Source organism: Staphylococcus sp. SA22 (genome assembly GCF_054165785.1).
The window spans coordinates 1-25,923 of sequence record NZ_JBSZQY010000012.1; the positions used below are offsets into that span (position 1 = coordinate 1).

At 33.8% G+C, this 25,923-nt stretch carries 28 protein-coding genes; 10 read left to right on the forward strand and 18 right to left on the reverse strand.

Translation table 11 applies throughout. The features are described 5' to 3' along the window. Positions 1 to 213 precede the first annotated feature (213 nt). Entirely contained in the window at positions 214 to 1,020 is an 807-nt protein-coding gene (locus ACXQH5_RS10295; RefSeq protein ID WP_000863974.1) for a VOC family protein, read from the forward strand. A 119-nt stretch (positions 1,021 to 1,139) separates the two neighbouring features. Here the strand turns inward: ACXQH5_RS10295 and ACXQH5_RS10300 are convergent, their stop codons facing one another. Next, positions 1,140 to 1,811 carry an NAD(P)H-dependent oxidoreductase gene (locus tag ACXQH5_RS10300; RefSeq protein ID WP_000069098.1) on the reverse strand — a complete coding sequence of 224 codons (672 nt, stop codon included), beginning with the start codon at positions 1,809 to 1,811 and terminating at the stop codon, positions 1,140 to 1,142. 269 nt (positions 1,812 to 2,080) lie between these two features. Between ACXQH5_RS10300 and ACXQH5_RS10305 the strand changes: the two genes are divergently transcribed. Then, the gene (locus ACXQH5_RS10305) at positions 2,081 to 3,073 is read left to right on the forward strand and encodes a D-lactate dehydrogenase (RefSeq protein WP_000161536.1); all 993 of its coding nucleotides are present in this window, start codon (positions 2,081 to 2,083) and stop codon (positions 3,071 to 3,073) included. A gap of 247 nt (positions 3,074 to 3,320) precedes the next feature. Here the strand turns inward: ACXQH5_RS10305 and ACXQH5_RS10310 are convergent, their stop codons facing one another. Beyond that, positions 3,321 to 4,121 (reverse strand): Cof-type HAD-IIB family hydrolase, encoded by an 801-nt coding sequence (locus ACXQH5_RS10310; RefSeq protein ID WP_000237542.1) that lies wholly within the window; start codon positions 4,119 to 4,121, stop codon positions 3,321 to 3,323. 320 nt (positions 4,122 to 4,441) lie between these two features. On the opposite strand from ACXQH5_RS10310, the gene ACXQH5_RS10315 reads away from it, so the two are divergent. Then, positions 4,442 to 5,077 (forward strand): ATP-binding cassette domain-containing protein, encoded by a 636-nt coding sequence (locus tag ACXQH5_RS10315; RefSeq protein WP_000773919.1) that lies wholly within the window; start codon positions 4,442 to 4,444, stop codon positions 5,075 to 5,077. 5 nt (positions 5,078 to 5,082) lie between these two features. After that, entirely contained in the window at positions 5,083 to 5,814 is a 732-nt protein-coding gene (locus ACXQH5_RS10320) for a peptide ABC transporter permease (protein ID WP_078065307.1), read from the forward strand. A 160-nt stretch (positions 5,815 to 5,974) separates the two neighbouring features. Here the strand turns inward: ACXQH5_RS10320 and srtA are convergent, their stop codons facing one another. Further along, the gene (gene srtA / locus ACXQH5_RS10325) at positions 5,975 to 6,595 is read right to left on the reverse strand and encodes a class A sortase SrtA (protein WP_000759357.1); all 621 of its coding nucleotides are present in this window, start codon (positions 6,593 to 6,595) and stop codon (positions 5,975 to 5,977) included. A 193-nt stretch (positions 6,596 to 6,788) separates the two neighbouring features. Between srtA and ACXQH5_RS10330 the strand changes: the two genes are divergently transcribed. Next, positions 6,789 to 7,280 carry a GNAT family N-acetyltransferase gene (locus tag ACXQH5_RS10330; RefSeq protein ID WP_000617353.1) on the forward strand — a complete coding sequence of 164 codons (492 nt, stop codon included), beginning with the start codon at positions 6,789 to 6,791 and terminating at the stop codon, positions 7,278 to 7,280. Positions 7,281 to 7,428: 148 nt separating this feature from the next. Here ACXQH5_RS10330 and ACXQH5_RS10335 read toward each other — a convergent pair whose 3' ends face one another. The 5 genes from ACXQH5_RS10335 to ACXQH5_RS10355 form a co-directional block, all read right to left on the reverse strand. Further along, positions 7,429 to 7,599 carry a hypothetical protein gene (locus ACXQH5_RS10335; RefSeq protein WP_001549802.1) on the reverse strand — a complete coding sequence of 57 codons (171 nt, stop codon included), beginning with the start codon at positions 7,597 to 7,599 and terminating at the stop codon, positions 7,429 to 7,431. 61 nt (positions 7,600 to 7,660) lie between these two features. Next, positions 7,661 to 7,759: a hypothetical protein gene (locus tag ACXQH5_RS10340; RefSeq protein WP_031845086.1), complete on the reverse strand. Its 99-nt coding sequence runs from the start codon at positions 7,757 to 7,759 to the stop codon at positions 7,661 to 7,663. Positions 7,760 to 7,777: 18 nt separating this feature from the next. Continuing rightward, entirely contained in the window at positions 7,778 to 8,677 is a 900-nt protein-coding gene (sdaAA, locus tag ACXQH5_RS10345) for an L-serine ammonia-lyase, iron-sulfur-dependent, subunit alpha (RefSeq protein WP_000460421.1), read from the reverse strand. A gap of 13 nt (positions 8,678 to 8,690) precedes the next feature. Next, positions 8,691 to 9,371, reverse strand: coding sequence for an L-serine ammonia-lyase, iron-sulfur-dependent subunit beta (gene sdaAB, locus ACXQH5_RS10350; protein WP_001140231.1), 681 nt, complete (start codon positions 9,369 to 9,371; stop codon positions 8,691 to 8,693). 2 nt (positions 9,372 to 9,373) lie between these two features. Then, the gene (locus ACXQH5_RS10355; RefSeq protein ID WP_000353637.1) at positions 9,374 to 10,417 is read right to left on the reverse strand and encodes a PTS fructose transporter subunit IIC; all 1,044 of its coding nucleotides are present in this window, start codon (positions 10,415 to 10,417) and stop codon (positions 9,374 to 9,376) included. A gap of 548 nt (positions 10,418 to 10,965) precedes the next feature. Between ACXQH5_RS10355 and ACXQH5_RS10360 the strand changes: the two genes are divergently transcribed. Next, entirely contained in the window at positions 10,966 to 11,169 is a 204-nt protein-coding gene (locus ACXQH5_RS10360) for a hypothetical protein (protein WP_001177186.1), read from the forward strand. Positions 11,170 to 11,351: 182 nt separating this feature from the next. After that, positions 11,352 to 12,287 carry a DMT family transporter gene (locus tag ACXQH5_RS10365; RefSeq protein ID WP_078065155.1) on the forward strand — a complete coding sequence of 312 codons (936 nt, stop codon included), beginning with the start codon at positions 11,352 to 11,354 and terminating at the stop codon, positions 12,285 to 12,287. Between the two features lie 80 nt (positions 12,288 to 12,367). On the opposite strand, the gene ACXQH5_RS10370 is transcribed toward ACXQH5_RS10365, so the two are convergent. From ACXQH5_RS10370 to cidR, 8 genes are all read right to left on the reverse strand, one after another. Further along, positions 12,368 to 13,336, reverse strand: a complete 969-nt coding sequence (locus ACXQH5_RS10370; protein WP_001228163.1) for an alpha/beta hydrolase fold domain-containing protein — start codon at positions 13,334 to 13,336, stop codon at positions 12,368 to 12,370. 132 nt (positions 13,337 to 13,468) lie between these two features. Continuing rightward, positions 13,469 to 13,813, reverse strand: coding sequence for a thioredoxin family protein (locus tag ACXQH5_RS10375; RefSeq protein WP_000240662.1), 345 nt, complete (start codon positions 13,811 to 13,813; stop codon positions 13,469 to 13,471). A 41-nt stretch (positions 13,814 to 13,854) separates the two neighbouring features. Continuing rightward, complete coding sequence (locus tag ACXQH5_RS10380; RefSeq protein ID WP_000206030.1) at positions 13,855 to 14,265, reverse strand: acyl-CoA thioesterase; 411 nt, start codon at positions 14,263 to 14,265, stop codon at positions 13,855 to 13,857. Positions 14,266 to 14,625: 360 nt separating this feature from the next. Then, positions 14,626 to 16,692, reverse strand: coding sequence for a glucose-specific PTS transporter subunit IIBC (ptsG, locus tag ACXQH5_RS10385; RefSeq protein WP_000473669.1), 2,067 nt, complete (start codon positions 16,690 to 16,692; stop codon positions 14,626 to 14,628). Positions 16,693 to 16,991: 299 nt separating this feature from the next. Further along, positions 16,992 to 18,731, reverse strand: coding sequence for a pyruvate oxidase (locus tag ACXQH5_RS10390; RefSeq protein ID WP_001062648.1), 1,740 nt, complete (start codon positions 18,729 to 18,731; stop codon positions 16,992 to 16,994). A gap of 39 nt (positions 18,732 to 18,770) precedes the next feature. Further along, positions 18,771 to 19,460 carry an LrgB family protein gene (locus ACXQH5_RS10395; protein ID WP_001001019.1) on the reverse strand — a complete coding sequence of 230 codons (690 nt, stop codon included), beginning with the start codon at positions 19,458 to 19,460 and terminating at the stop codon, positions 18,771 to 18,773. After that, positions 19,453 to 19,848 carry a holin-like murein hydrolase modulator CidA gene (gene cidA, locus ACXQH5_RS10400; RefSeq protein WP_000549734.1) on the reverse strand — a complete coding sequence of 132 codons (396 nt, stop codon included), beginning with the start codon at positions 19,846 to 19,848 and terminating at the stop codon, positions 19,453 to 19,455. Before cidA ends, ACXQH5_RS10395 begins: the two co-directional genes overlap by 8 nt. Before the next feature lie 212 nt (positions 19,849 to 20,060). After that, entirely contained in the window at positions 20,061 to 20,939 is an 879-nt protein-coding gene (cidR, locus tag ACXQH5_RS10405; protein WP_000351763.1) for a cidABC operon transcriptional activator CidR, read from the reverse strand. Positions 20,940 to 21,105: 166 nt separating this feature from the next. On the opposite strand from cidR, the gene ACXQH5_RS10410 reads away from it, so the two are divergent. After that, positions 21,106 to 21,324 carry a sterile alpha motif-like domain-containing protein gene (locus ACXQH5_RS10410; protein WP_000011686.1) on the forward strand — a complete coding sequence of 73 codons (219 nt, stop codon included), beginning with the start codon at positions 21,106 to 21,108 and terminating at the stop codon, positions 21,322 to 21,324. 390 nt (positions 21,325 to 21,714) lie between these two features. Next, the gene (locus ACXQH5_RS10415; protein WP_000455861.1) at positions 21,715 to 22,146 is read left to right on the forward strand and encodes a CHAP domain-containing protein; all 432 of its coding nucleotides are present in this window, start codon (positions 21,715 to 21,717) and stop codon (positions 22,144 to 22,146) included. Positions 22,147 to 22,285: 139 nt separating this feature from the next. Here the strand turns inward: ACXQH5_RS10415 and ACXQH5_RS10420 are convergent, their stop codons facing one another. Next, positions 22,286 to 23,566, reverse strand: a complete 1,281-nt coding sequence (locus ACXQH5_RS10420) for a hydroxymethylglutaryl-CoA reductase, degradative (protein WP_001191008.1) — start codon at positions 23,564 to 23,566, stop codon at positions 22,286 to 22,288. Positions 23,567 to 23,820: 254 nt separating this feature from the next. Here ACXQH5_RS10420 and ACXQH5_RS10425 point away from each other — a divergent pair, with 254 nt between their 5' ends. Further along, complete coding sequence (locus ACXQH5_RS10425) at positions 23,821 to 24,987, forward strand: hydroxymethylglutaryl-CoA synthase (RefSeq protein WP_000151980.1); 1,167 nt, start codon at positions 23,821 to 23,823, stop codon at positions 24,985 to 24,987. 228 nt (positions 24,988 to 25,215) lie between these two features. Here ACXQH5_RS10425 and sey read toward each other — a convergent pair whose 3' ends face one another. Continuing rightward, the gene (sey, locus tag ACXQH5_RS10430; RefSeq protein WP_000644943.1) at positions 25,216 to 25,881 is read right to left on the reverse strand and encodes a staphylococcal enterotoxin type Y; all 666 of its coding nucleotides are present in this window, start codon (positions 25,879 to 25,881) and stop codon (positions 25,216 to 25,218) included. Positions 25,882 to 25,923: the final 42 nt, after the last annotated feature.

Sequence of the window (25,923 nt, forward strand, 5' to 3'; positions counted from 1 at the left end):
TGCCCTTTTAGGGCTGGCCAGTAAGGAAGGCTTATAGCCGCAGAACAAACCACCCGTTCACACGGGTGGTTTTGATTTATTTGTTCGTATCAATATAAAATTGCGAAACATCATGTTATTTTGCATTTCAAACTTTTTGCTATCAATTCATTTCCTTTTCTGGTATACTTTTTATACTAACTTATAGAAAAATAGAAAACGAGGCGATGCATAATGGCATTTCACGATAAAACAGCAACACAAGTGACAAACATTGAACTGAACGTAAGAGACTTAGACTTAATGACAACATTTTACAAAAACATTTTAGGACTATCCGTTAAAAGTTCTGACGATAACACAACCGTATTATCTGTTGGGACTGGTGGCCATACTCTAACGTTACATTTATTAGAAGACGGCCGTCAGACTTCCCCACGTGAAGCAGGGCTTTTTCATATAGCATTTTTATTACCAACTACTGAGGATCTAGCTAACTTCTTATATTTCGTGGCACAAAAAAATATGGGCATCGGCGCTGGTGATCATTTAGTAAGTGAAGCTTTATATTTCAACGACCCCGAAGGTAATGGTATTGAAGTCTATAGCGATAGACCTTCATCTTCATGGGAATGGCAAAATGGCAAAGTTAAAATGGATACTTTAGAAGTTGATAGCCAAACCTTATTAACACATCGTACTGATGAAGGTTGGCAAGGAATGCCAGCAAAAGGCATGATTGGACACTTACATTTAAAAACACATGACTTAGACGCAGCATATCATTGTTACATTGAACAATTAGGATTCCAACATGTGTCTGATTTTCCACGTGCGCTATTTATGTCAACGAATCATTATCACCATCATATTGCTGCTAATACTTGGCAATCCAATCAAGCAAGACAAAACAATGCACAAAGTTATGGATTAACACATGTTGATATTTATCAACCCGACGCCTCAACACATACATTTACGGCACCAGAAGGTTTTGACATCACAGTTCATTCAAATACTGACCTTGTTCCAGAAAAATAATCATCCATACTTTATTAATACAATTTTTTCACGCAAAAGCCTGCGATTCATTTATGTAATCGCAGGCTTTTTTATTGCTAACTTTTTAATTTTATATATTTAGACATACTGTATTCTATTTATTCTTTTGGTCCAACCCATTCAATAACATCTTCATATGCTTGGCGTGTTTTATTTTTCGGTGGATCTTGTTGTCTGTAGCCAAATGCGACCATCACTGATAAACCAAATTGCTCAGTATCTAAGATGCCTTTATTTGCTAAAATGTCTGTCACTGTATCCAGACTAAAACCTTCCATCGGACATGAATCAATACCTAACAATGCGGCTGTCGTCATCATATTGCCTAATGCGATATACGTTTGTTTACTTGACCAGTCATACAAGGCTTGATCATTATCAGAAATATGGAAATCTGCTTGGAATGCATCGAATTTTTGTTCAACAGCTGGAATCGTTTGTGCCTCATATTTTTTAATATCTCTTAACATATGTTGTACATACGGTGATCTTGACGTTACATTTTTACGCGCAAAAATTAGCACAAAATGGCTCGCTGTATCTAATTGTTTCGCTGCGCCCCAACTGTGCGCTTTTAATTCATCACGTAACGCTTGATCTTGAATCACGACAAACTTCCAAGGTTCTAACCCAAGAGAACTTGGAGACAATCTACCTGACTCTAATATTGTTTCAAAATCTTCTTTCGAAACTTTCTTTTGTGGATCGAATTGCTTAGTCGCATGTCTGAAATGAAATGCATCCATAATTGTTTGATTCATATTGCTCATTGAACATAGCCTCCAATTTTTATATTTATTGCTATACAAATTATACTTCATGTTTTAAAAAGACTAAAGTAATCCGTTTGCAATTCACTATAACTTGTGCACATGTTATAAGTTTTCTGCAATAAAACACACTTTTGAATTTTGGAAAATTTAGTGTTATAATATATTTGTGATATTTTTCACAATTAAATTGTGGCGTGATTTTAATGTACATAATCTTTAATTTCACTCATTTACTTTTCAATCTTTTAAAAGCGAGGTTTTTAATAATGACAAAAATTATGTTCTTTGGTACGCGTGATTATGAGAAAGAGATGGCATTAAATTGGGGGAAAAAGAATAATGTCGAAGTAACTACTTCTAAAGAGCTATTATCAAGTGCTACAGTCGATCAATTAAAAGATTACGATGGCGTAACTACAATGCAATTTGGTAAGTTAGAAAATGACGTTTATCCTAAATTAGAATCTTACGGTATTAAACAAATTGCACAACGTACTGCTGGATTTGATATGTATGATTTAGATTTAGCTAAAAAACACAACATTGTGATATCTAACGTTCCTAGTTATTCACCTGAAACAATTGCAGAGTATTCTGTTTCTATCGCCCTACAATTAGTGCGTCGCTTCCCAGATATTGAACGCCGTGTACAAGCACATGATTTTACTTGGCAAGCAGAAATCATGTCTAAACCAGTTAAAAATATGACTGTTGCAATTATCGGTACGGGTCGTATCGGTGCTGCTACAGCTAAAATATATGCAGGATTTGGTGCTACAATTACAGCTTATGACGCTTATCCTAATAAAGATTTAGACTTTTTAACTTATAAAGATAGTGTTAAAGAAGCTATTAAAGATGCCGATATTATTTCTTTACATGTTCCAGCGAACAAAGAAAGCTATCATTTATTCGATAAAGCAATGTTTGATCATGTGAAAAAAGGTGCAATCTTAGTTAACGCAGCACGTGGTGCAGTCATCAATACACCTGATTTAATCGCTGCAGTGAACGATGGTACTTTGTTAGGTGCTGCGATTGATACTTATGAAAATGAAGCAGCATACTTCACAAATGACTGGACTAATAAAGACATTGACGATAAAACATTATTAGAGTTAATCGAACATGAAAGAATTTTAGTAACACCACATATTGCTTTCTTCTCTGATGAAGCAGTACAAAACCTTGTTGAAGGTGGTTTAAACGCAGCATTATCTGTCATTAACACTGGTACATGTGAAACACGTTTAAATTAATATATATTTAAAAGCAAAGGCGCGCCATGTGCCTTTGCTTTTTATTTTGTATATCTGTATCAAAATCGATTTGATTAAAATCCGCTTTATTTTATCATCTATATCAAATGACTGTAGTGCGCTTATTTTACTATGGCATTATTGCCTAATCTGTTTGAGATATATTAATATTTGATGATTCGTATTCAAAGTTTTCATTTAACATGTATTTAGTATCATGATAGCTGCTTCATTGATGATATACTACCTACTTTTTCAACACTTCTTGTTCGATAATCGTTAAAACACCCTGCTTATCATTGCTTGGAGCGACAGCAGAGGCAATATTGAACAATTCTTCATCATGACTATTTTCCATCACATAACTATGCTTAGCGAACGCAAGCATATCTTTATCATTATTCGCATCTCCGAAGGCCATGAGCTCTGAAGGAGACATTTCCCATTTATCTAACAATCGTTTTAATGCCTGCCCTTTAGTCATGTTTGGCATAATAATATCAATACTATCGTGCCCACTTGAGACAAGTTTAATATCATTGCTGAATTGCGTTGCTACTTCTTCGTCAACATTCGGATGCGTCTCACGATTAATATTAAATGCTATTTTGACATAATCATCCTCAGGTAATTGCTGTAGACTGTCAATTTCTTTTAACTGATGATAATAAAATCTCGTATCTTCTTTAAACGCTTCAGAAGTATGTTTTAAAATATACGCGCTTTTCAAACCACAGATGACGAGTTGATCAATACCTTGGTTCATATTTAAGTAATCGACAACCTGTTGAAACACCTGACGATTAAAGCTTTTATAATTATATAACTCATTGCCTTTATAAATAACTGCACCATTTTCAGAAATAAAATACATATCTCTATCCCCGAAAATAGACTTCAACTTCGCATATTGATTGCCACTCGCAGCAATAAATGTAATATCTCTATTTCTAAGTTCAGTAAAAATCGTTTCAAATCTTGATTTATCGTATGTCTTTTTCGAATCTAAAAACGTCCCGTCCATATCTACCGCAATAGCCTTAACCATGATTATCCTCCTCATTGCTCTTTTAGTCGTCTTCATTATATCCATCTCATGACAAGCAATGAAGTTTGTCATACCACAATGAACCTATATTCACATTTTGAAATTGCTTTCATATATGCAAAACACATTACACCGGATATAGCATTCAGAGGCGAGCATAAATTTCAGAATATTGTAAAAATATAATGAAGCATTTATCATTTGGACAAAATATAGTGTGATATACTAATTTATAACATCTATACATAATGTGAAAGAATTTTTAAAAATACAATTAAATATCGGTGTAATAAATCCCTTTATACATAGGAGTTGTATACATGAAACTAAATAACTATTCTTTAAAAGTTAAAAACAAACAACTAGTTGACAATTGTGATTTAAATTTCTATCTTGGTCAGATCAATCACATTGTTGGTAAAAATGGTGTAGGAAAATCTTTGTTAGCTAAAGATTTCTTACTAAATAATAGTGGAAATATCCCTAAGTCCATTTCTCAAAATGTAACCTTAATATCAAGTTCATCAAATATTCCTAATGATATAACAAAAGATTTTTTATTATCATTGTTAAAATCAAAATTTGAAAACAATCGACAAACATTCGATAAGATTTATAACATACTAAACATCGAAGCAATACCGTCTAACGTACTACTAAAAAACTTGAGTGATGGTCAAAAACAAAAGCTTAAATTATTAAGTTTCTTATTGGAAGATCATGATTTAATCATATTAGATGAAATTACAAACGCTTTAGACAAGAAAACAGTTAATGAAATTTATGAATTTTTAAATGATTTTATTCAAAGCCATCAAACTAAAACTATTATCAATATTACACATAATTTATCCGATTTAAGTGCTTTGCCGGGTAAATACTTTATTTTTAAAGACCTTCAAATAGAAGAGTACCAATCAAAAGAAGAAGTCATAAATGATTACATTAATTTATAATTGAGGTGTCCACTTTGAAATTAGAATTTAAAAAAAGTATTTCCAATAAAATTATTTACACGCTTGGTGTGCTATTCATATTCCTTTTCTTACTTGGGTATTTTTTACCAATAGGTATTGATAAAGTTAAAAATTTAAGCTATGGTCAGTTTTTCTTCAGTTCATATACTGTTGCAACGCAATTAGGGTTCTTACTATTTTCATTTGTTTTTGCATATTTTATTAATAAAGAGTATTCGAATAAAAATATCCTGTTTTATAAATTGATTGGCGATAATATATTTACCTTCTTCTATAAAAAGGTGGCAGTGTTATTTTTTGAATGTTTAGTGTTCATAATTCTAAGTATCACAATTATTTCAATTATATATTCGAATTTCTCACATTACTTACTATTAATAATCTTATTTTCACTCGTTATCTTACAATATATCTTAGTTGTTGGAACGATTAGTATGGTTTCACCTAACATTTTAATCAGCTTAGGTATCAGCATTGTATATTGGATTGGTTCAGTCATCTTAGTTGCCATTAATAAAAATATATTTGGTATCGTTGCTCCATTTGAGGCGAGCAACACGATGTATCGTGCCGTAGAAAAAATATTGAATAACGAGTCAACATTTATGTGTCCTACTGAAATTATAAATACAGTATCATTCTTCGTTCTTCTACTTATAGTTAATACTATTGTCTTATTGCTAAGTAGAAAGAGATGGTTGAAAATCGGTATGTAGTACATAAAAAGGAGCGGCATCCATTGTCGCTTCTTTTTATTATGTATTTTTACAATCTCCACCAATGACACGTCGTCATTGGTGCCTCAGACCAAACAAAAAACAGTCTCGCAATCAAGACTGTTTTCCACTCAATATATTCATCCATTAGCGTAATGGATTATTTAACTTCAGTAGCTACAAAGATTTTACGTGTTTCCCAAACGCCTGTCTTTTCATTGTAATCATCACAAGTAATTAATGTTAATTGTTTATCTTTACCTTTTTGTTCATCTAGAACTTCTACATCTGTAGGCTTAACATCTCTTATACTTGTCATTTTATACTTACGTGTTTCATTACCAACTTTAAAGTACACCATACTACCTTTTTTGGCTGCTTTAAGATTTGTAAATTGATAGTTCGGACGGTCAATGAAAGTGTGTCCTGCAATTGAAATATTTTGATCATCTAGTGATTCATTTTCTTCTGCAAAGCTTACACCTCTATTTAATTGTTCAGGTGTTGCTGGTCCTGGATATACTGGTTCTTTAATATCAGCATCTGGAATTTCAATATAGCCTGCCACTTTCGATTTATCTTTCGGAATTTGAGGTTTAGCTTGCTGCTTTTTATCCTTACTCGCCTGTTCTTTTACATTTTCATCATATTGTTCAATCTTTTCATCTTTATCTTTATCGTGAAGATAATTATCGATATGTGGTTTAGCAAACAAATATGCTGCCACTAGGATAAGTACCACACCAGCGATTGTCATTAATCGATTTGTCCATTTTTTCATACGTTAAGGCTCCTTTTATACATTTCACAATGCCTATTAACATTTCATATAGTATACCATTAATTTCAAAATGACTCATAGCAATTCATTTTATACTATAAAATTTACATGTATACTTTTACGTTAGATTTCATTACACATATTTGCATTCAAATAACGAAACGCTTTTAATAATTACTAAGGGGGAATTGTTATGATTAGATGCGCTAAAAAAGAGGATTTAAACGCTATATTAGCGATATACAATGATGCCATTATCAATACTACAGCTGTTTATACTTATGAACCACAAACCATAGACGAACGTGTCGCATGGTTTGAAACGAAACAACGTAAGCATGAGCCTGTCTTTGTATTTGAGGAAAATGGAAGTGTCTTAGGGTTTGCGACGTTCGGTTCGTTTAGACCTTGGCCAGCATACCTATATACAATCGAACATTCTATTTATGTCGATGCTTCAGCTAGAGGAAAAGGTATTGCTAGTCAATTACTACACCATTTAATTGTTGAAGCAAAAGCTAAAGGTTATCGTGCGCTAGTTGCAGGCATTGATGCTTCCAATAAAGCGAGTATTCAGTTGCATCAAAAGTTTGCTTTTAAGCATGCCGGCACACTGACCAATGTAGGTTTTAAATTTAATAGATGGTTAGATTTAGCATTTTACGAATTAGATTTACAAGACTAGTAATGTTTGAATCACATAATATAAACAAGACAACCATGTCAATTCACTTAACATAACAAGCCAACATATAAAATTTTAAACTTCTCAGGGACAATTTACATCGTCCCTTTTATTTTTTCTTTTCAAATTCTATCCCCATAGCTTTGATTTAACGCTTTTTCTCAATAACAAAACGAATATAGTAGAACATGAAAACGATAATCATGCTGAGCGATAAAGATTTAAATAATAGATTGACCCACGTTCCCTCAGTCGTATATCCATATGTAATCGTTGTGTTAATGATGAATGCTATAAAGATGATTGATAGTCTTAGCATATCATCACTCCTTTTAAGTTATTTTAGATATACGGGGGCGCTTTTGCAATCACTATTTTGATTAGCATGCATTTCCCATAAATTTTTCAACTTTATGAAAGATAATTAAGAAGCATCTATCTGGTACGAATGATCCAGACAGATGCTTCTTTTTTATCAATATCTTATTATTATCTCATTAATTATTTTTAACCATATCTTCAGCTGTGCCAAAGATTTTACGTTTAATTGCTTCGCCAGTTGGTGTGCCTGCTAGTCCACCCAATCCAGTTTCACGTAATGATGCAGGAAGGTTACGACCAACCTTATCCATTGCTTCAATAACTTCATCAACAGGGATTCTACTTTCAATACCTGCTAATGCTAAATCTGCTGAAATTAAAGCGTTACCTGAACCAATTGCATTTCTCATAACACAAGGAATTTCAACAAGTCCGGCTACTGGGTCACAAACTAAACCTAATAAATTACTTATCGCTAATGCCATAGCGTGCCCGGATGCTTCTGGTGATCCTCCGAATATAGCTACTGCTGCAGCTGCCGCCATTGCAGATGCTGAACCAACTTCAGCTTGGCAGCCACCTGTTGCACCAGCTACACTTGCATTGTTTGCTACGACACGCCCAAACAATGCTGAAGTGAATAAGAAGTCAATCATTTGCTCTTCTGTTAAATCATGTGTTTTTTCTAATTTAAAAAGTGCACCGGGAATGGTACCCGAGGAACCAGCTGTTGGCGTTGCACAAATAATACCCATCGCAGCATTGACTTCATTTGTTGCAATGGCACCTTTGACTGCATCAATCATTTCATATCCAGACAAAGCATGATGTGTTTCATTATAATCACGTAGTTTAGCAGCGTCATGACCAGTGTAGCCCGTTACACTTTCAACGCCATCACCTGTTGTCCCTTTGATTACTGCGTCTCGCATGACATCTAAATTTTGTTTCATTTGCGCTCGCACTTCATCACGTGATTTACCGCTTAATTCCATTTCTTCTTTAACCATGATATCCGCAAATGACATATTATTTTCTACGGCATAATCTATAGTCTCTCTAATTGAATCAAACATGTTTATTCCCCCTCTAATTTATATAGGAAACGTTTACGTCACTGTATTTCTCTTTAATTGTATTTAATGTCGATTCTGAGATTGCTTTATTTAATGGTATTACAACCAAGCATTTATCTTCATCTATCTTAATAAATTCATCTTTACAGTCTAATTTCATATCGTTGATATCATTAATGAAATGATTTACTTGTGCTTTACTCATATTTCCGTCAACAACTAAAATTGGTAATCCATGATTTAAATCTACTTCTAGTCCATTTATATGAATACCTTTAATTTTAATTGTACCACCACCGATTGAAATACCGATAATTTCAATGTAGCGACCATCATTACGAGATGATTTAATATAAGCACAGTTTGGATGTTGACCAATACTATCGCCTTCTTCTTCGATGATATCTATTTTAATACCATCATCAGCTGCAATTTCTAATGAAGATTTAATTCGGTTATCAAATGTTGAATATCCCATTGCTCCACCCACAATAGCGACATCTGTACCATGTCCTTGGTGTGTTTGAGCAAATGATTCATAATAATGTATTTCAATATTTTTAGGAATATCTCCCAATATTGCGCGTGCTGAATTCCCAATCTTTACTGCACCAGCCGTATGAGAACTTGAAGGTCCCATCATAACTGGTCCGATAATATCGAAAGCACTTTGATAATCATAGCTCTTTGCCATAATTAAACACTCTCCTTAATATGATTCTTTTTGCTCGGCATTTTAAAGTTGATATTCATTAAATTAAACTTATTAATTAGTGTTCCAATAATATAGGCTAAGACAATGCTGACAATAATCACTGTTGCGATTGTTACAATTGATGTCACTGCATTATTAAAGCCAAACAATACGATGGCACCTGCAATTGGTGTTGCCATACCTTTGACACCTATTACTAGTCCGCTAAATGTCACGATACATGCGTTGACGACCCCAATCAGTGCATTTGTACCATATAGTTGTACTGGATATTGCGCTATTAGATCAATTTGCGTCAATGGCTCAATACAAACTGCAAATGCTTTTGACGGTCCACCAATGTTTAATTTTCGGAATAAAATAAGGTTAACAAATGAGCTACCTGTACATGTTAGTGCTCCAATAGCCATAGGAACACCTGTCAGTCCTAATAAACTTGTTAATACCATTGAACTTAGCGGTGTCATACCTGTAACAGGAATCACTAGTCCTAAAATGACCGCTAATGCATATGGATTGTTATCACCTACCGCAGTGACAGCACTACCTATTTGTTTTAATGTTGCTAGCACACCAGGTGTAATGATTGATGCAAGTCCGAAAGCAATTGCTGGTGCAATTAAGATCACCACAATTAAGTCCAAGCCTTCTGGAACTTTCTTTTCAATCCATTTAATTAAAAAAGCTACGCCATAAGCTGCAATGAATGCTGGTAATAATTTAAAGTCATGTAATACTAAACCAACAATAACCGCAAATACTGGTGCAACGCCTAAGTTTAAGCACGTTAGAATACCTACTGCGATACCGCTTAAACTTCCTGCTAAATCCCCAATATCTTGTAGAAATTTAATATCAAATACGCCACCAATGGCGTAACTTAAGAATGCTTGTGGTAGAAATGTCGCACAAGCTGCACCGGATAATGCTTGTAGTCCTTGTTTACCGTACGGTGCATACTTTAAAAATAGCGTCATGATCACTAAAACCAAGACTAATGTGCCTACACCTAACAGAATATCCATTTCCCAAAAACCTCTCTCTATGTTTATTTTATTTTCAGACCATAAACATCGTACACCCTCAAGAAAACGTTTTCAACTTTTATCTGTTATCAAATCAAATATTTAAGTTAAATATTTCATATTTGTGAAAGATTTTTAAAATGGATTGTTTCAAAAACTACTTATGTTGTCATTAATATTTACTAATTAACTTTTTACTCTATATTTCAAACAGTTGTGTGACAGTTTTTTGATAACTTTTTTACATCTGAAAGTAAGTAATATTTCTAAAGATTTTTAATATTTATACATTTTATCTTTCGAGCTATTTATTTTTGTTTTTGTGCTGTATTTATAAAACCGCACACTATATTCAAAAATAACTTATTACACATATATTTGCAATAAGATAATTAAAGTAGGATATTATTTTTAGTTTTCTGATAGGAATGATGATAGTCTATAGGTTGAATCTTTACTTTTTTTAAAGCTAAATTTACATCAACTTAACAATGGCTGGTTATACTGAAGATGAAAATATTTAGTATAACTTAGTGGAGGCGGTAAAGATGCAATTGAGTCATTCCGTTAAAGTTGCAATTTCTATCTATTTAGCACTTATCTTTATAACGTTCACTTCTTATTTAGTCATTATTTTATATACGAGTATGACTGGACATGATGTATCACATTTCGTGTTAGATAGTCAGCATTCTCATCATGGATCTCTTACGCAAAAACATTTGAGTCTTCCTGAAATCTCATTTAAATAGTTTATCCTCTGTGTTTCAACATTCATTTCCCATATCGATTCATTTATCTATCATCTAGACCACTACATCTTAGATGATTTTTTTATTTTCTCATTTCACTCTTTCTTAAAAGTCGATATAATGAATTAAATCATTATCATACACTGACATATTTTATGTTGTTGGTGTTAAGTTTTATAGGGGTGAGATACTTGGCGAATAATCATTCAGCTTTGCGTTTAAAAGGAATTATACTTGCCATTGTCGGTGCTTGTTTATGGGGATTAGGTGGTACTGTTTCTGATTTCTTGTTCAAATATAAGAATATTAATGTCGATTGGTACGTCACTGCTCGACTTGTAGTCAGTGGTGTTTTCTTACTTATTATGTACAAAATGATACAACCCAAACGTTCTATATTTAGCGTATTCCAAGATCGACGTATGTTAGGCAAATTACTTACCTTCAGTATACTGGGCATGTTAGTTGTACAATATGCTTATATGGCATCTATTAATACAGGTAATGCTGCGATTGCAACATTACTACAATACATTGCGCCAGTTTATATTATTATTTGGTTTGTCATAAGAGGCGTTGCAAAACTAACATTATTTGATGTGCTTGCTATTATCATGACACTATTAGGAACATTTTTATTATTAACGAATGGTTCATTTTCTAATTTAGTCGTCAATCCTGCAAGTTTATTCTGGGGTATTTTAGCTGGTGTAGCACTCGCTTTTTACACAATTTATCCTTCAGACCTACTTAACCGCTTCGGTTCGATTCTAATTGTCGGGTGGGCAATGCTTATTTCTGGTGTTGCGATGAATTTACGCCATCCAATTTGGCACATTGATATCACTAAATGGGACATATCAATTATATTATTTTTAATCTTTGGTATTATCGGTGGTACCGCACTCGCATTTTATTTCTTTATCGACAGTTTACAATACATATCAGCGAAAGAAACAACATTATTCGGAACTGTTGAACCTGTCGTAGCCGTTATCGCAAGCAGTCTATGGTTACATGTGGCATTCAAACCATTTCAAATCGTAGGCATCATACTTATTATGATTTTAATTTTATTACTATCACTTAAAAGACAACCTGAAGCATTAGATGAATAAGAAAACTCTGATAATCACTTTAGCAAGTAACTATTTTTAACAACGTAGCTACCTTATAGGTGATATCAGAGTTTTTTATTTTAGTTAATAATATTTTTCACTTGGTATAAAAAGCGTCGGCGCTCTGGTATCGGAAATACTGGATAAATATGGAATTGGTAATATCCAGGTATAAAGTCATGTTCGATACCTTTCGCACTCAACAATTGCGATAAGTTCAAAGCATCTGGGTACAGTACTTCTTTTGTACCAACAGTTAATGTAATACGAGCTAAACCATCTAAGTCACCATTAATTGGTGATACTTTGTAGTTATCTAAAGGTGTGTCCCCTGCCCATTGTTCAGCTAAGAACACACTGCCATCCACACCTACCATTGGGTCTTTCTTTAAGTAGTCAGGAATTTCAGGATGCTGCATCGTTGCATCTAAAACTGGTGAAATTAATACAATATGTCCTGGTTGCACAATATGTTTTTCTTTTAACAATTGAGCAAATGATAAAGCAATTTGACCGCCCGCAGAGTCACCCATTACAACGATTTGTTTAGAATCTGCTACTTGATTCAATAAATCATGGTACAACTTTTCAAAAAGCACATACGTCGCTTGATAATCTTGATGCGGAATCTTCGGATATACTGGCATGATGACTTTAGCATTGAGTGTTTCTGCAAGTTCATCAATAAATTCGAAATGAATTTTGAGTGGGTCTTGGAACCATGCGCCTCCATGTGCGTATAATACAACGCGTTGATGCTTATCTTGTTTATCATTAACGGTATAAACGGTTGAACCGAAGTGCTTATCCACTGTTACTGGCATCTTAAACTGATAATTGGTGCCCTCATATTCACCTGCTGTCTGTGGCGCCATTTTTTCTAATGCTTTCATCGCTTCTTCTTTATACATAAAACGACGCTTAGCTCTAGATAATCGTATACCTTGTTCTAACATATAACTTTTCACACTGCGTTTTTCTTTAATTCTAATATGTGCGTATGCCGCTACTAAAAATCCAAACGCAAGTGTAGACCATTTTTTACGCATTTGTCGTCACTCCTCTTTGATGATTTCTACTATAGCTCTACTGTACCATGCTGATTCTTATTACTACCAATATTTACTGGGAAATAAGTTATGATGTCTACATAATCTTAGCAATGCTAATCATTTGCGATATTAATGCTCATCGACATCGTTATTCACACTATCATTCATTTGCTTAAGATGATGTTCAAAACGTTGCATATCGATAAAACGCCCTTGACGATGCATTTCTTTTCCATTCATAAAGATTAAATCCACAGGTACAGTGAAAATATTTAATTCTCCAGCAATAGCTTCCACCTGACTTTGATTAATCACAGCTAATGGCACATTGGGATATGATTGCATCAAGTCTTCAATTTGTGGTAAAACGGCATGACACACGCTACACTGATCACGCATGACATGTACAACTGCTAACGGATATTGATGAATAAATTCACGGAATGCTTCGACACTATTTAATTGCTTAACCATTTCGAACACCTTCTTACTTTTTATATTTTAAAATGAAGTCACTATTTTGTTGCTAAAATGTCTTGAAATACTTGTGGCACAGAGGTAATCTTCTTATCGCTCAATCTGTAAAAACCGCCTGTCTGTGTACCAATACAATGCACGCCATGTGCGGACACAATTTCAAACTGAAACATCCATTTCATCTTGCTTGCTTTAACTAAGTAAATACGGCCTACTGGTTTGTCATGTATTGTGACAGGTACTTTATATTCTGCTTCCGTTTTCATAAGTATAGGTGAAATGCCTTGATTGATCATTGTTGAGTAATTCATGTGCTGATTAATAAACGCTGTTCTCAAATCTTCGAACCATCTAATATAAACGATATTACTAACGACACCCATCGCATCAATGTCGTAACCATTCACTTCGATTTCTTTCTCTGCAACTAATAGACCTTCTGTTGTCATAATGACAAATCTCCTTATCTTACAAATAGATTTAAAATCATGTTAATTTATTTTTATTACTTTCATGATAAAAATACAAGCAATTGAACTTTATTACGGAAAATCAAACTTTTCAATGACGCTATTAATTTGGCTAGTCGCGAAGATGCATTTTTCTAAAAAGTGACATAAACATAAGCAATGTTTTCTATATCTAACACTAATGTTTACCTTATTCTCATCAACACGCACTAAAAAGGCAGTAGCTTCATTTTAAGCTACTGCCTTTTGTACCGTATTCTCTTTCAACTCGCTACTTCGCATACGCACTACGAATGACTAAAAGTTCATTCATTTGATATGCTATTTCATTTTCAATCATTATTTGACTGTCATAATTAGCTTACCTGGATCAGCATCTTGTACATCTTCAATGACAAGTTCTTTATTTTCAAGATTTGTAATAATCATTGGTGTAACGATGCTTGGTGCGTGCGCTTTCAAGTATGCTAAATTCACTTTCATTAATGGTTGACCTTGTGTTACTTTTTCATCAACGTTAATCAGACTTTCGAATCCTTCACCATTCAGTTTCACTGTATCGATACCAATATGAATAAGTACTTCGACACCACTTTCAGATTCTAATCCTATCGCATGTTTCGTAGGGAAGATTGTTTTCACTGTACCATCAAACGGTGCTACAATTTCACCTTTTTCAGGGATAAAGCCAACACCATCACCCATCATTTTACCAGCGAATACTTGATCAGGTACTTCTGATAATGGAATGATTTGACCGACACCTGGTGCATAGATGTCTGTTGTTCCAAGTGCTTCTACGTGAACTGGTTCATCTGACATTTCTTCAGTCACTGTCGTTTCACTTGGTTTCGTAATTTCACCACTCATAATCTTGGCCATATCATGTTTAATTTGATCTGATTTTGGACCAAAGATAGCTTGCATATTGTTTCCAACTTCTAATACACCTGATGCGCCTAAAGCTTTAATACCTGCGACATCTACTTTTGATTTATCAACCACTTCTACGCGCAGACGTGTAATACATGCATCTAAATGTTTAATATTTTCTTTTCCACCCATTGCATCTAAGACATCAAATGGTAATTTTGCGACACTAGAGTTACGAATTTCAGTTTCTTCATCTTCACGACCTGGTGTTTTCAATTTAAACTTACGAATTGCAAAGTCGAATAAGAAGTAATACACGATAGCGTATACAATACCGACTGGAATAACTAATAATGCGTGTGAACGATCCCAGTTTAATAAACCATATAAAATATAATCTATGAAACCACCTGAGAATGTCATACCAATTTTAACGCCTAATAAATGCATTACTAAGAATGATGTACCAGCTAATAATACGTGAATTCCATAAAGTACTGGTGCTACAAATAAGAATGAAAATTCTAATGGCTCAGTGATACCAGTCAAAAATGCAGTTAATCCTGCTGATAACATTAAACCACCCACGACTTTTTTACGTTCTGGTCGTGCATTTTTATAAATAGCAAATGCCGCCGCTGGTAAACCAAACATCATAAATGGATATTTACCAGTAGTAAATGCACCAGCAGTAAATGGTACGCCATCTTTCAATTGTGCCATCCAAATACGTTGGTCACCACGAACTAATTCACCTGCGTGATTTGTATAACTTCCGAATTCAAACCAGAACGGTGAATAGAAAATATGATGTAAACCAAATGGAATTAATGAGCGTTCAATAATACCGAATATAAACGTTGTTAATGTTAAATTTTTATTTAATAAGAAATTCGATAAACTATTTAATCCGTCTTGAATTGGTGGCCACGCAAAGCTTAAAACCACACCTGTTGCAATCGCTACGACCGATGTCACAATCGGTACAAATCGTTTACCTGCAAAGAATCCTAAAAATGGTGGTAGTGTAATGTTATAAAATTTGTTGTAGCACCATGCTGCTAAAGCACCCATGATAATACCACCAAACACACCCGTTTGTAATGTTGGAATACCTAATACTAAGGCATGTGCTGGTTCTTTCGCTGCTTGACTTAATTCTTTTGCCCCTTTGGCATATGAGAAAATGTCATCAATTGTAAAGTGCAACACTTTCCCCATTGTTGCATTCATAATTAAGTAACCTACTAGCGCTGCTAATGCTGCAACACCGTCTCCTCCTGCTAATCCAAGTGCTGTACCAACTGCAAATAATAATGGCAAGTTATCAAATACAACTTGTCCTGCTGCTTCCATGACCGACGAAATCATTACAATGATATCGTTTTTTAACCATGGTGCAATTTCTACTAATTGTTCGTTGTGCATTGCGTTACCAAACGCTAATAAAATACCAGCTGCTGGTAAAATCGCAACAGGTAACATTAATGCTTTACCGATACGTTGCAATTGTCCAAACAATTTCTTAAACATATAAACATCCCCTATCTCAATTTCCGCTTCCATGTACAAAAAAGCAGACATGAACAAACAAGACTATTCTCATAGTACGGTTGTTTGCTCATGCCTGCATTACCAGTAACACGCAAGTGATATGTAATTCATAGCTATTATACATATTTGTAAAAGCGTTTTCAACAACTTTTTCACAATTTTATCATCAATTCAGTACAATCATTTGTGATAAATAAACAAAACGGCAATTCCCATTTTGTTGAAATAGAAATTACCGTTTTTATAGTTCAATTCAATTGTGATAACCTTTCAATCAGTTATAAGAAACGTTTTGCTGCAACTGAAATAGGTGGAATTTGATCTAAATCTAAATATTTATCTTCAGTAATAGATCTAAATGCCCATTTACCATAACCAAGCGCTTCTTCATTTACAATTTTACCTGGTAATGGCGCAGCATTAGGATCAACATAAACATCTACAATTGTTGGTACATCTTGTGCTAGTGCCTCTTCTACAATAGCATCTACTTCGCTAGCACTTTTAATTGTATAACCTTTACCACCTGCTGCTTCAGCAAATTTGGCATGATCCATATCAGAGAAATCAACCGCATATTCTAATTCACCAGCAGCTTGTTGTTCATATTTAATAAACGCTAATTGCTTATTATTTAGAACAAACACTGTTAAAGGTAAATCATATTGTACAGCTGTTGCAAAGTCCTGCATCACCATTTGGAATGCACCGTCACCAGCAATTGCGATGGCTTGTCTATTTGGATATGCAATTTTTGATGCCATTGCACCTGGAAGACCGCAACCCATTGTACCTAACCAACTTGAAATGATGAACTTGTTATTTACACCAAGGTTTAAGTATCGTGTTGACCAAACTGTTGCTGTACCTACATCTGCTGAAATCACTGCATCATCTTTAATAAATTTATTGATTGATGCCATTAATCGTTCTGGACGTAATGGTTTACTATTATTATTTTTATCTTGTTCCATCCATTTATCCCAAACCGCTTTACGTTCTAACGTTTTGTTTAAGAATGGTCTTTCAGCAACATGTTTAATATTTTCAGTTAACTGATGCAACGCAATTTTACTATCTCCAACAATTCCCACATTAATATTGAAACGATGTCCGATATTTTTAGGATTTGTGTCAATTTGAATGGCTTTAATATTTTTCTTAGGTAAGTAATCCACATATGGATAGTTTGTACCAACCATAATTAATAAATCCGCTTCCTGCATTGTTTGATAAGATGTTTTGGTACCGATTTTACCTAAGTTACCGATACTATATGGATGATCATCCGGCAAGATTGTTTTAGCTGGTAATGAATGAATGACAGGAATTTTAGCCATTTCAATAAATTCACGTAGCTCATCTTTCGCATGTTTCGCGCCTACACCAATTAACATGACAGGCTTTTTACTTTTATTAATTAGTTTAACCGCTTTTTTGATGTCTTTATATTTTGGTGATACTACTTTTGGTCTTGATGTATCTACTGGTTTATTCGTTGTATCTTTAATTTTTTCAGTTAATAAGTCGTTAGGACAAATAACAACAGCTACACCTTTTTGTTCATATGCCGTACGAATTGCTTCGTTAACGATTTCAAACACATTGTCACCTTTTTCAATTTGGTGATTATAAACGGCTACATCTTCACATAATTTTTGTAAATTTGTTTCTTGAAATGCTTTCGTTCCAAGTGCTGTACTATTCGTTTGTCCAGATAATATTAATTGCGGTACATTATCCATTTTGGCATCGTACATACCATTTAATAAATGAATTAAACCAGGGCCACCGATACTTAATGCCACACCGATTTTACCAGTTAATTTTGTGTAACCAGCAGCCGCTAAGCTTGCTACTTCTTCATGACGTACATGATAAAATTTAAATTGATCTCTCACTGTACGTAAACTATCGACTACTGCGTCGATTGAGTCTCCTGGAATACCATACAAGTGATCTATATCCCATGCTTGTAATGCTTTAACTAATGCTTCATTTGCTTTTATTTTTGCCATTATTACTAATAGCCTCCCTTTCTTAGTGTCTTTTTCTAATTAGTAAAATAGTAAGATTAGAACAGGTATTAACACTGAACTAATAACTGCAGTTAAAATCATCCCAATTGAACTAAATGCACCGGATTCAATATCCATTTCTAGTGCTTTAGCTGTGCCAAATGCATGTGACGCATTCCCATACGTTAAACCTTTGGCGATAGAAGATTCAAATCTTCCAAATCTTAATAACATCGAACCTAAAATACTACCGATTAAACCCGTTGTGATAATAAAAAGTACGGTCATCGTATCTGTACCACCTAGTTCATGTGACACTTCGATACCTACTGCGGCTGTTATAGATCGGGGCAATAACGTTACAATGACGTCTTTAGAATAGCCAAATGCTTTAAGTGTTAAGAACACTAACATGAAATTCAGCATGACGCCAGTTAATACACTTGCAAAAATGATAGAGACATTGTCTTTAATTTTCTCTCTATTTTTATAAAGTGGGTACGCTAAACATACAACCGTTGCGTTTAAAATATGGTTGATCCAACTGCCACCTTTCATATACCCGTTATAACTAATTCCAAAGATAAGTAAGACAAAAATAATTCCTAAAGATGCAATTAATGCTGGATTCAAAAATGGGTTCGGATATTTTTGTTGTAACCTTTTAGCGAAATAATATAAAACGACAGTCAACAAAATCATTAATAAGGCTTGCACGTAATCATTCATAAGCGTCTACACCTTTACGATGTTTATGTTTAACAGACATTTTTTCAGCAATATAACCTGAAGATAATGCAACGATGCATGTTCCTATAATAATGACTGCGAAAAAGAGTATATAATTTAGCGTAATTTCGGAAGCAACATCCATAATACCTACAACTGACGGTATGAAGAAAAAGACCATGGTCTTTAATAAAAAGTTTGCACCGTCTTCTACCCAAGTTAGCGGTACAATCTTAAATTGTAATAGTAAATAAAATAAAAATAGACCAACAATACTGCCGGCTAAGGGAAGATGAAAAATCTTTTGAATTTCTGTGCCAATATAAGTAATCACAATGATGATTCCTAGTTGTAGTAGTAGTTTGATTATTAATTGGACTTTGTGCATGGCGCCATCCCTTTCTAAATATGTCTAAATTGTTACAATAACTATTATAAAGATGGCGTACACAATATAAAAATACTCTTTTTTTATAGTTTGTATTACTATTTTCTATGGAAACGCTCTCTAAATTTCACTTCATTTTCACAAAAAAACACTCATTATTTCAATGACCCACGCAATGATGCGCCTTAAATAATGAGTGCTTTATTAATATGTTAGCCTAAACGATCTTTCAAAAATTCTATCCATTTCGTTGTGGCATGACTTAATTGTTTATCCTTCTTCCAAACAACACCTAATTCCCAATGTACATGCGCATCTTCAATGCGTAGTAGCTTCACATTTCCATTTAGTTGCTCTGAAATTGATGTTGGTAAAATACTAATACCTAATTCATTCGTAACTAAATCTTCTATAACATGCCATTGTGAAATTTGCGCTACAGTATTCGGAACAAAGCCAACGTTTTTAGCATTTTCAATAATTTTATCATTCAAGTAAAAGTCTTTATTAAATAAAATGAAGTCTTCACCTGCTAAATCTTCGAGTTTAACAGTTTCATATTTTGCGAGTCGATGCTCTCTGCTCACGATAAGTCGCAAATCTTCCTTATCTAGGGTAGTATAATCGAAAATATGATGATCGACTGGCAAAGTGGTCACGCCTATATCTACTTCATCATTGATAATTTGCTGCTCAATCGTTTTTCCGCCATTTTCTATTAAATTATATGTAACATTTGGATATTGTTGATGGAATGCACCAAGAATATTGATAAGAATCTTCATATTCATGACTGCCGACATACCCATGTTTATATGCCCTGTTTCCAGTCCATTCAAGCGTTCCATTTCAGATGGTAAATAATCATACAGTGCAACAATTTCTTTACTTTTCTCATAAAAAATTTGACCTGCATCGGTAAGTATTAAATGTCTTTTACTTCTATCAAATAAGGGCGTGCCCATTTCATTTTCAATATCTTTAATTGCTTTACTAATTGTAGGTTGTGCAATATATAATGATTTGGAAGCATTAGTCATGCCTCCTTGCTTAACGACTTCAATAAAATATTTCATATGTTTGATATCCACTAACATCATCCTAACTATTTCAACACGTTTATTTCATTATACACAACTTCTTAAACATTCAATAAATTTAGATTTATAAAATTACTTTATAAAAAGTTTCATGTAAAATACACATTCTTTTATGTTATTATAATAATGGCTCAAGTATATTAATCGAGGTGAGGTATTGAGCTTTTACGAATTTATGCAAAATTTTCTTGGTGATGACACACCATTAGGTGAATTGGTTGATTGGATTAATCAAGATAGCAATTTCCCTAGAGAAGTGAAGAGCCATAGTGAAATATTGTCATATTTTCGAACAAATCCATGTCCTGAAAGCATCTCAGTACCTGTAATTAAACGGGCACTATCAGTTTTCAACCAATTCACAAATGTACAATGATACATGAATACATGGAGTCACATCATCTCATGTTAGCGCTCTGATTGCAGGGGCGCTATTTTTAATGTTATCGCTTCATTTATTATGTTGTGATTGCTATTTTCTTTCAGTTATAGAACCACGTATCTTTTCTTTTAAATCATTTTATATTTTCCCACTAATATCCGCTGTTAATCAATCCTGACATCCTTGTATCACTATGACACTTAATTGTTAGATACATGAATTTCTACATTTTATGAAAAAATCCATTTTTATTACAATTTAACACTTTATATGACAGCTTCATTACAGTTACTTTTATTGTTGATTGCTTGCATTGTTTTCTAAAAAAATTTTGTTATCATAAATAACGTTGAATAAAGAAAAAAATTAACTTGGGAGATAAAAATGGAATATAAAAAGATACTAATTCGTTTATTAATTGCTTTTGCAGTACTTTTCTCAGCAGATTTCACTTATCAATCCGTCGAACAAACGCATCAATCGCATGCCGCAGTTAATTATTATAGTAAAAACCAATGTACATGGTGGGCATTTAAACGTCGCGCACAAGTCGGTAAACCTGTTTCTAATAGATGGGGCAATGCTAAAAATTGGTATTACAATGCACGTAAATCAAAATATGCGACTGGTCGTACACCAAGAAAATTTGCTGTCATGCAATCAACTGCAGGATATTATGGACATGTCGCAGTTGTTGAACAAGTATATAAAAACGGTAGTATTAAAGTTTCAGAATACAACTTTTATCGCCCATTAAAATACAATACACGTGTACTAAGCAAAAAGGCAGCACGTAACTTTAACTATATTTACTAATCAAAAAACTTCTATCACGAACGCTTCAAATTCCTGTATGCGTGTGATAGAAGTTTTTATTTTTTGTTCATATTAATTTATCTAAGCGCTACGATGGACTGACTTAAACTTTTCTTTAAAAATCGCTATTCGCATTTGATTATTGTTGGCTTCTTAAATCTTGTAAAATGCGTTCAGCTACTTGTGTATTCGCACGGGGTTCTTGCTTCAATGCTTCAGCTACTTGCGCAATTTCATCACCTTTTGCACCTACAACAATAGCTAAAGATTTATATTGCAAGCTCATATGGCCTTGCTGGATACCTTCGGAAACGAGCGCGCGACATGCTGCAAAGTTTTGCGCTAAACCAACGGCAGCAACTACATGACCTAATTCTTGTGCTGAATCTACATTTAGCAATTCTAAAGAAGCTTTAGCAATTGGTAATACTTTTGTACCACCGCCAACGATTGCCAATGTCATAGGCACCTCTATTGTACCAATTAAACGTTGACGTTTTTGATCGTATCTCCATGTTGCAATACCACGATATTGTCCATCTCTACTTGCGTATGCATGCGCACTTGCTTCTGCACCACGCGTATCATTTCCTGTTGCTAAAACAACGGCATGTATGCCATTCATAACACCTTTATTATGTGTTGCAGCACGATGAATATCAACTTGTGCCAATACAGAAGCACGTTCCATTCGTTTGGCAACCTCTTCTCCAGTTCTCTCGCCCCTTGCTAAATCTTTAACGTCAATTTCGCCTTGAACTTTAACAACGGACGCTGTTGCATGATTGGATAAAATACTCATTAAAATGTCGCTTTGCGGAAATTCATTTTTTAAAAATGCAGTTATGGCCTCTAAAATCGTATTAAGCATATTAGCGCCCATGGCATCTTTCGTATCAACAAATACTTTTAAAGATAGTAACTGTTGCTCAGGAAATGTATCAATAGCTATACGTTGGTAACCACCACCACGCGCTTTAATAGAAGGATATGCCTCATCAGCAATTTTATGAATTTGCTTTTCTAAAGCTTTAATGTCTGCTGATAATTTTTCAGTATCGTCAACGCCATCAAAGACGATTTGACCTATCATAATACGTTCAGAAGATACCGTTTTAAATCCGCCAGTCTGATTCACTAGCTTTGCACCATAACTAGCTGCAGCGACAACTGAAGGCTCTTCCACCATCATAGGTACAACATATGCCTTATCGTCCACAATGATATTCGGTAATAATCCAACGGGTAATGCACCTTGCGCGATGACATTTTCAATTAAACTATTTGCTACTTCCTCATCAATTAATGGATGATTCAATAAAATGTTGAATTGCTCTTCTGATAACCATTGCTTATCTACCAATTGTTGTAACTTTTGTTGACGAGATAAATGTCGGAAATTCTTATCTAAACTTTGCATGGACATACTCCTTTTACTTCACATAATTTTTTAACATTTCAATCACTACTATTTTTACCATAAAATAACGTTATTCGTCTTAAAATTCAATTGAATAATTGTCGTTTTGACTTTAAAATAAAACAAGGTAAATTAAAACGCTTACAAGAAACGACAAATCATTTTTAAATTTAGTATATTTCTTTGTATAAAATTAGCATATTCTGATATGATACAAGTGTTGCTTTTATAAATTTGAAAGGATGTAAAACCTTATGACAATAGGTATCGACAAAATAAACTTTTACGTTCCAAAGTACTATGTAGACATGGCTAAATTAGCAGAAGCACGCCAAGTAGACCCAAACAAATTTTTAATTGGAATTGGTCAAACTGAAATGGCTGTTAGTCCTGTAAATCAAGACATCGTTTCAATGGGCGCTAACGCTGCTAAGGACATTATAACAGACGAAGATAAAAAGAAAATTGGTATGGTAATTGTGGCAACTGAATCAGCAGTTGATGCTGCTAAAGCAGCCGCTGTTCAAATTCACAACTTATTAGGTATTCAACCTTTTGCACGTTGCTTTGAAATGAAAGAAGCTTGTTATGCTGCAACACCAGCAATTCAATTAGCTAAAGATTATTTAGCAACTAGACCGAATGAAAAAGTATTAGTTATTGCTACAGATACAGCACGTTATGGATTGAATTCAGGCGGCGAGCCAACACAAGGTGCTGGCGCAGTTGCGATGGTTATTGCACATAATCCAAGCATTTTGGCATTAAATGAAGATGCTGTTGCTTACACTGAAGACGTTTATGATTTCTGGCGTCCAACTGGACATAAATATCCATTAGTTGATGGTGCATTATCTAAAGATGCTTATATCCGCTCATTCCAACAAAGCTGGAATGAATACGCAAAACGTCAAGGTAAGTCGCTCGCTGACTTCGCATCACTATGCTTCCATGTTCCATTTACAAAAATGGGTAAAAAGGCATTAGAGTCAATCATTGATAACGCTGACGAAACAACTCAAGAGCGTTTACGTTCAGGATATGAAGATGCTGTAGATTATAACCGTTATGTCGGTAATATTTATACTGGATCATTATATTTAAGCCTAATATCATTACTTGAAAATCGTGATTTACAAGCTGGTGAAACAATCGGTTTATTCAGTTATGGCTCAGGTTCAGTTGGTGAATTTTATAGTGCGACATTAGTTGAAGGCTACAAAGATCATTTAGATCAGGCTGCGCACAAAGCATTATTAAATAACCGTACTGAAGTATCTGTTGATGCATATGAAACATTCTTCAAACGTTTTGATGACGTAGACTTTGACGAAGAACAAGATGCTGTTCATGAAGATCGTCATATTTTCTACTTATCAAATATTGAAAATAACGTTCGCGAATATCACAGACCAGAGTAATCTGTGTATTTGAAAGACATTTAAATATAACCTAAAAACAGCAGTAAGACAGCTTCTCATTGAAATCGTCTTACTGCTGTTTTCTATTCATAATGCTTCGTCTTGAATGAATTCATTATGTCTATTTGACACATTATTGAAGTTTTTCTAAGAACTTAATTTCCTAAGCTATTCTATTTTAAATTGTCAAAGTCAAAGTACCCTAGACGCATTTTATGTTGGAACGACCTATTTCATATAAATATCTATATGACTAATATTATCAAAATCAAACGTTTTTTCTTGTGAGTCACTCAATATGTCGCCTAAATCTATTTTATGTCTTGCTCCATTTTTCATTTCTATAATTAGTTCCCCTGAATTGTAATTACTATATAGGTGTTCTTTTTCTAATAAATATTTTCTAATTCTAAAATCTGTTTCTTTTAGAGAAATCTGTTTATTCTTAACTTCTAATAAACTGTCTGGATTCACTTTAGTTTGATGACCGTTAACAAACAAGTTCATTCTATAAGATAAGTTAGTTACTTTTGATATAGGATCATACTTAACTACTGTGCCACGATATACTTTAGATTGTTGGTTTTCATATAATGTTCCCCATATATTAACTTTGTCTTGATTTTTAAACTGTTTCAAATAATCAGTGTTGTAGAGCACTGTCCGTACATTGTAGGTGTCAACTTTCGTGTCTATATAATTTTCCCCAACTCCTGTTACTTCTTTATTCGTATAAACTTCAAATTTTTGTGCATAATGCTCTTTTAAACTGTCATTACTATTTTCTGTAATCAATCCAGTTGTTTTTGCTTTTACTTCTGCTATTCCAATAGATCCCGTTACTGCAATCAAAAATGCCAAAGTTGTCAATAAAAACCATAGTTTCGCTTTCATTTTCAGATCATCCTTTCTCATTTAAGATTAAATGCATCAAAT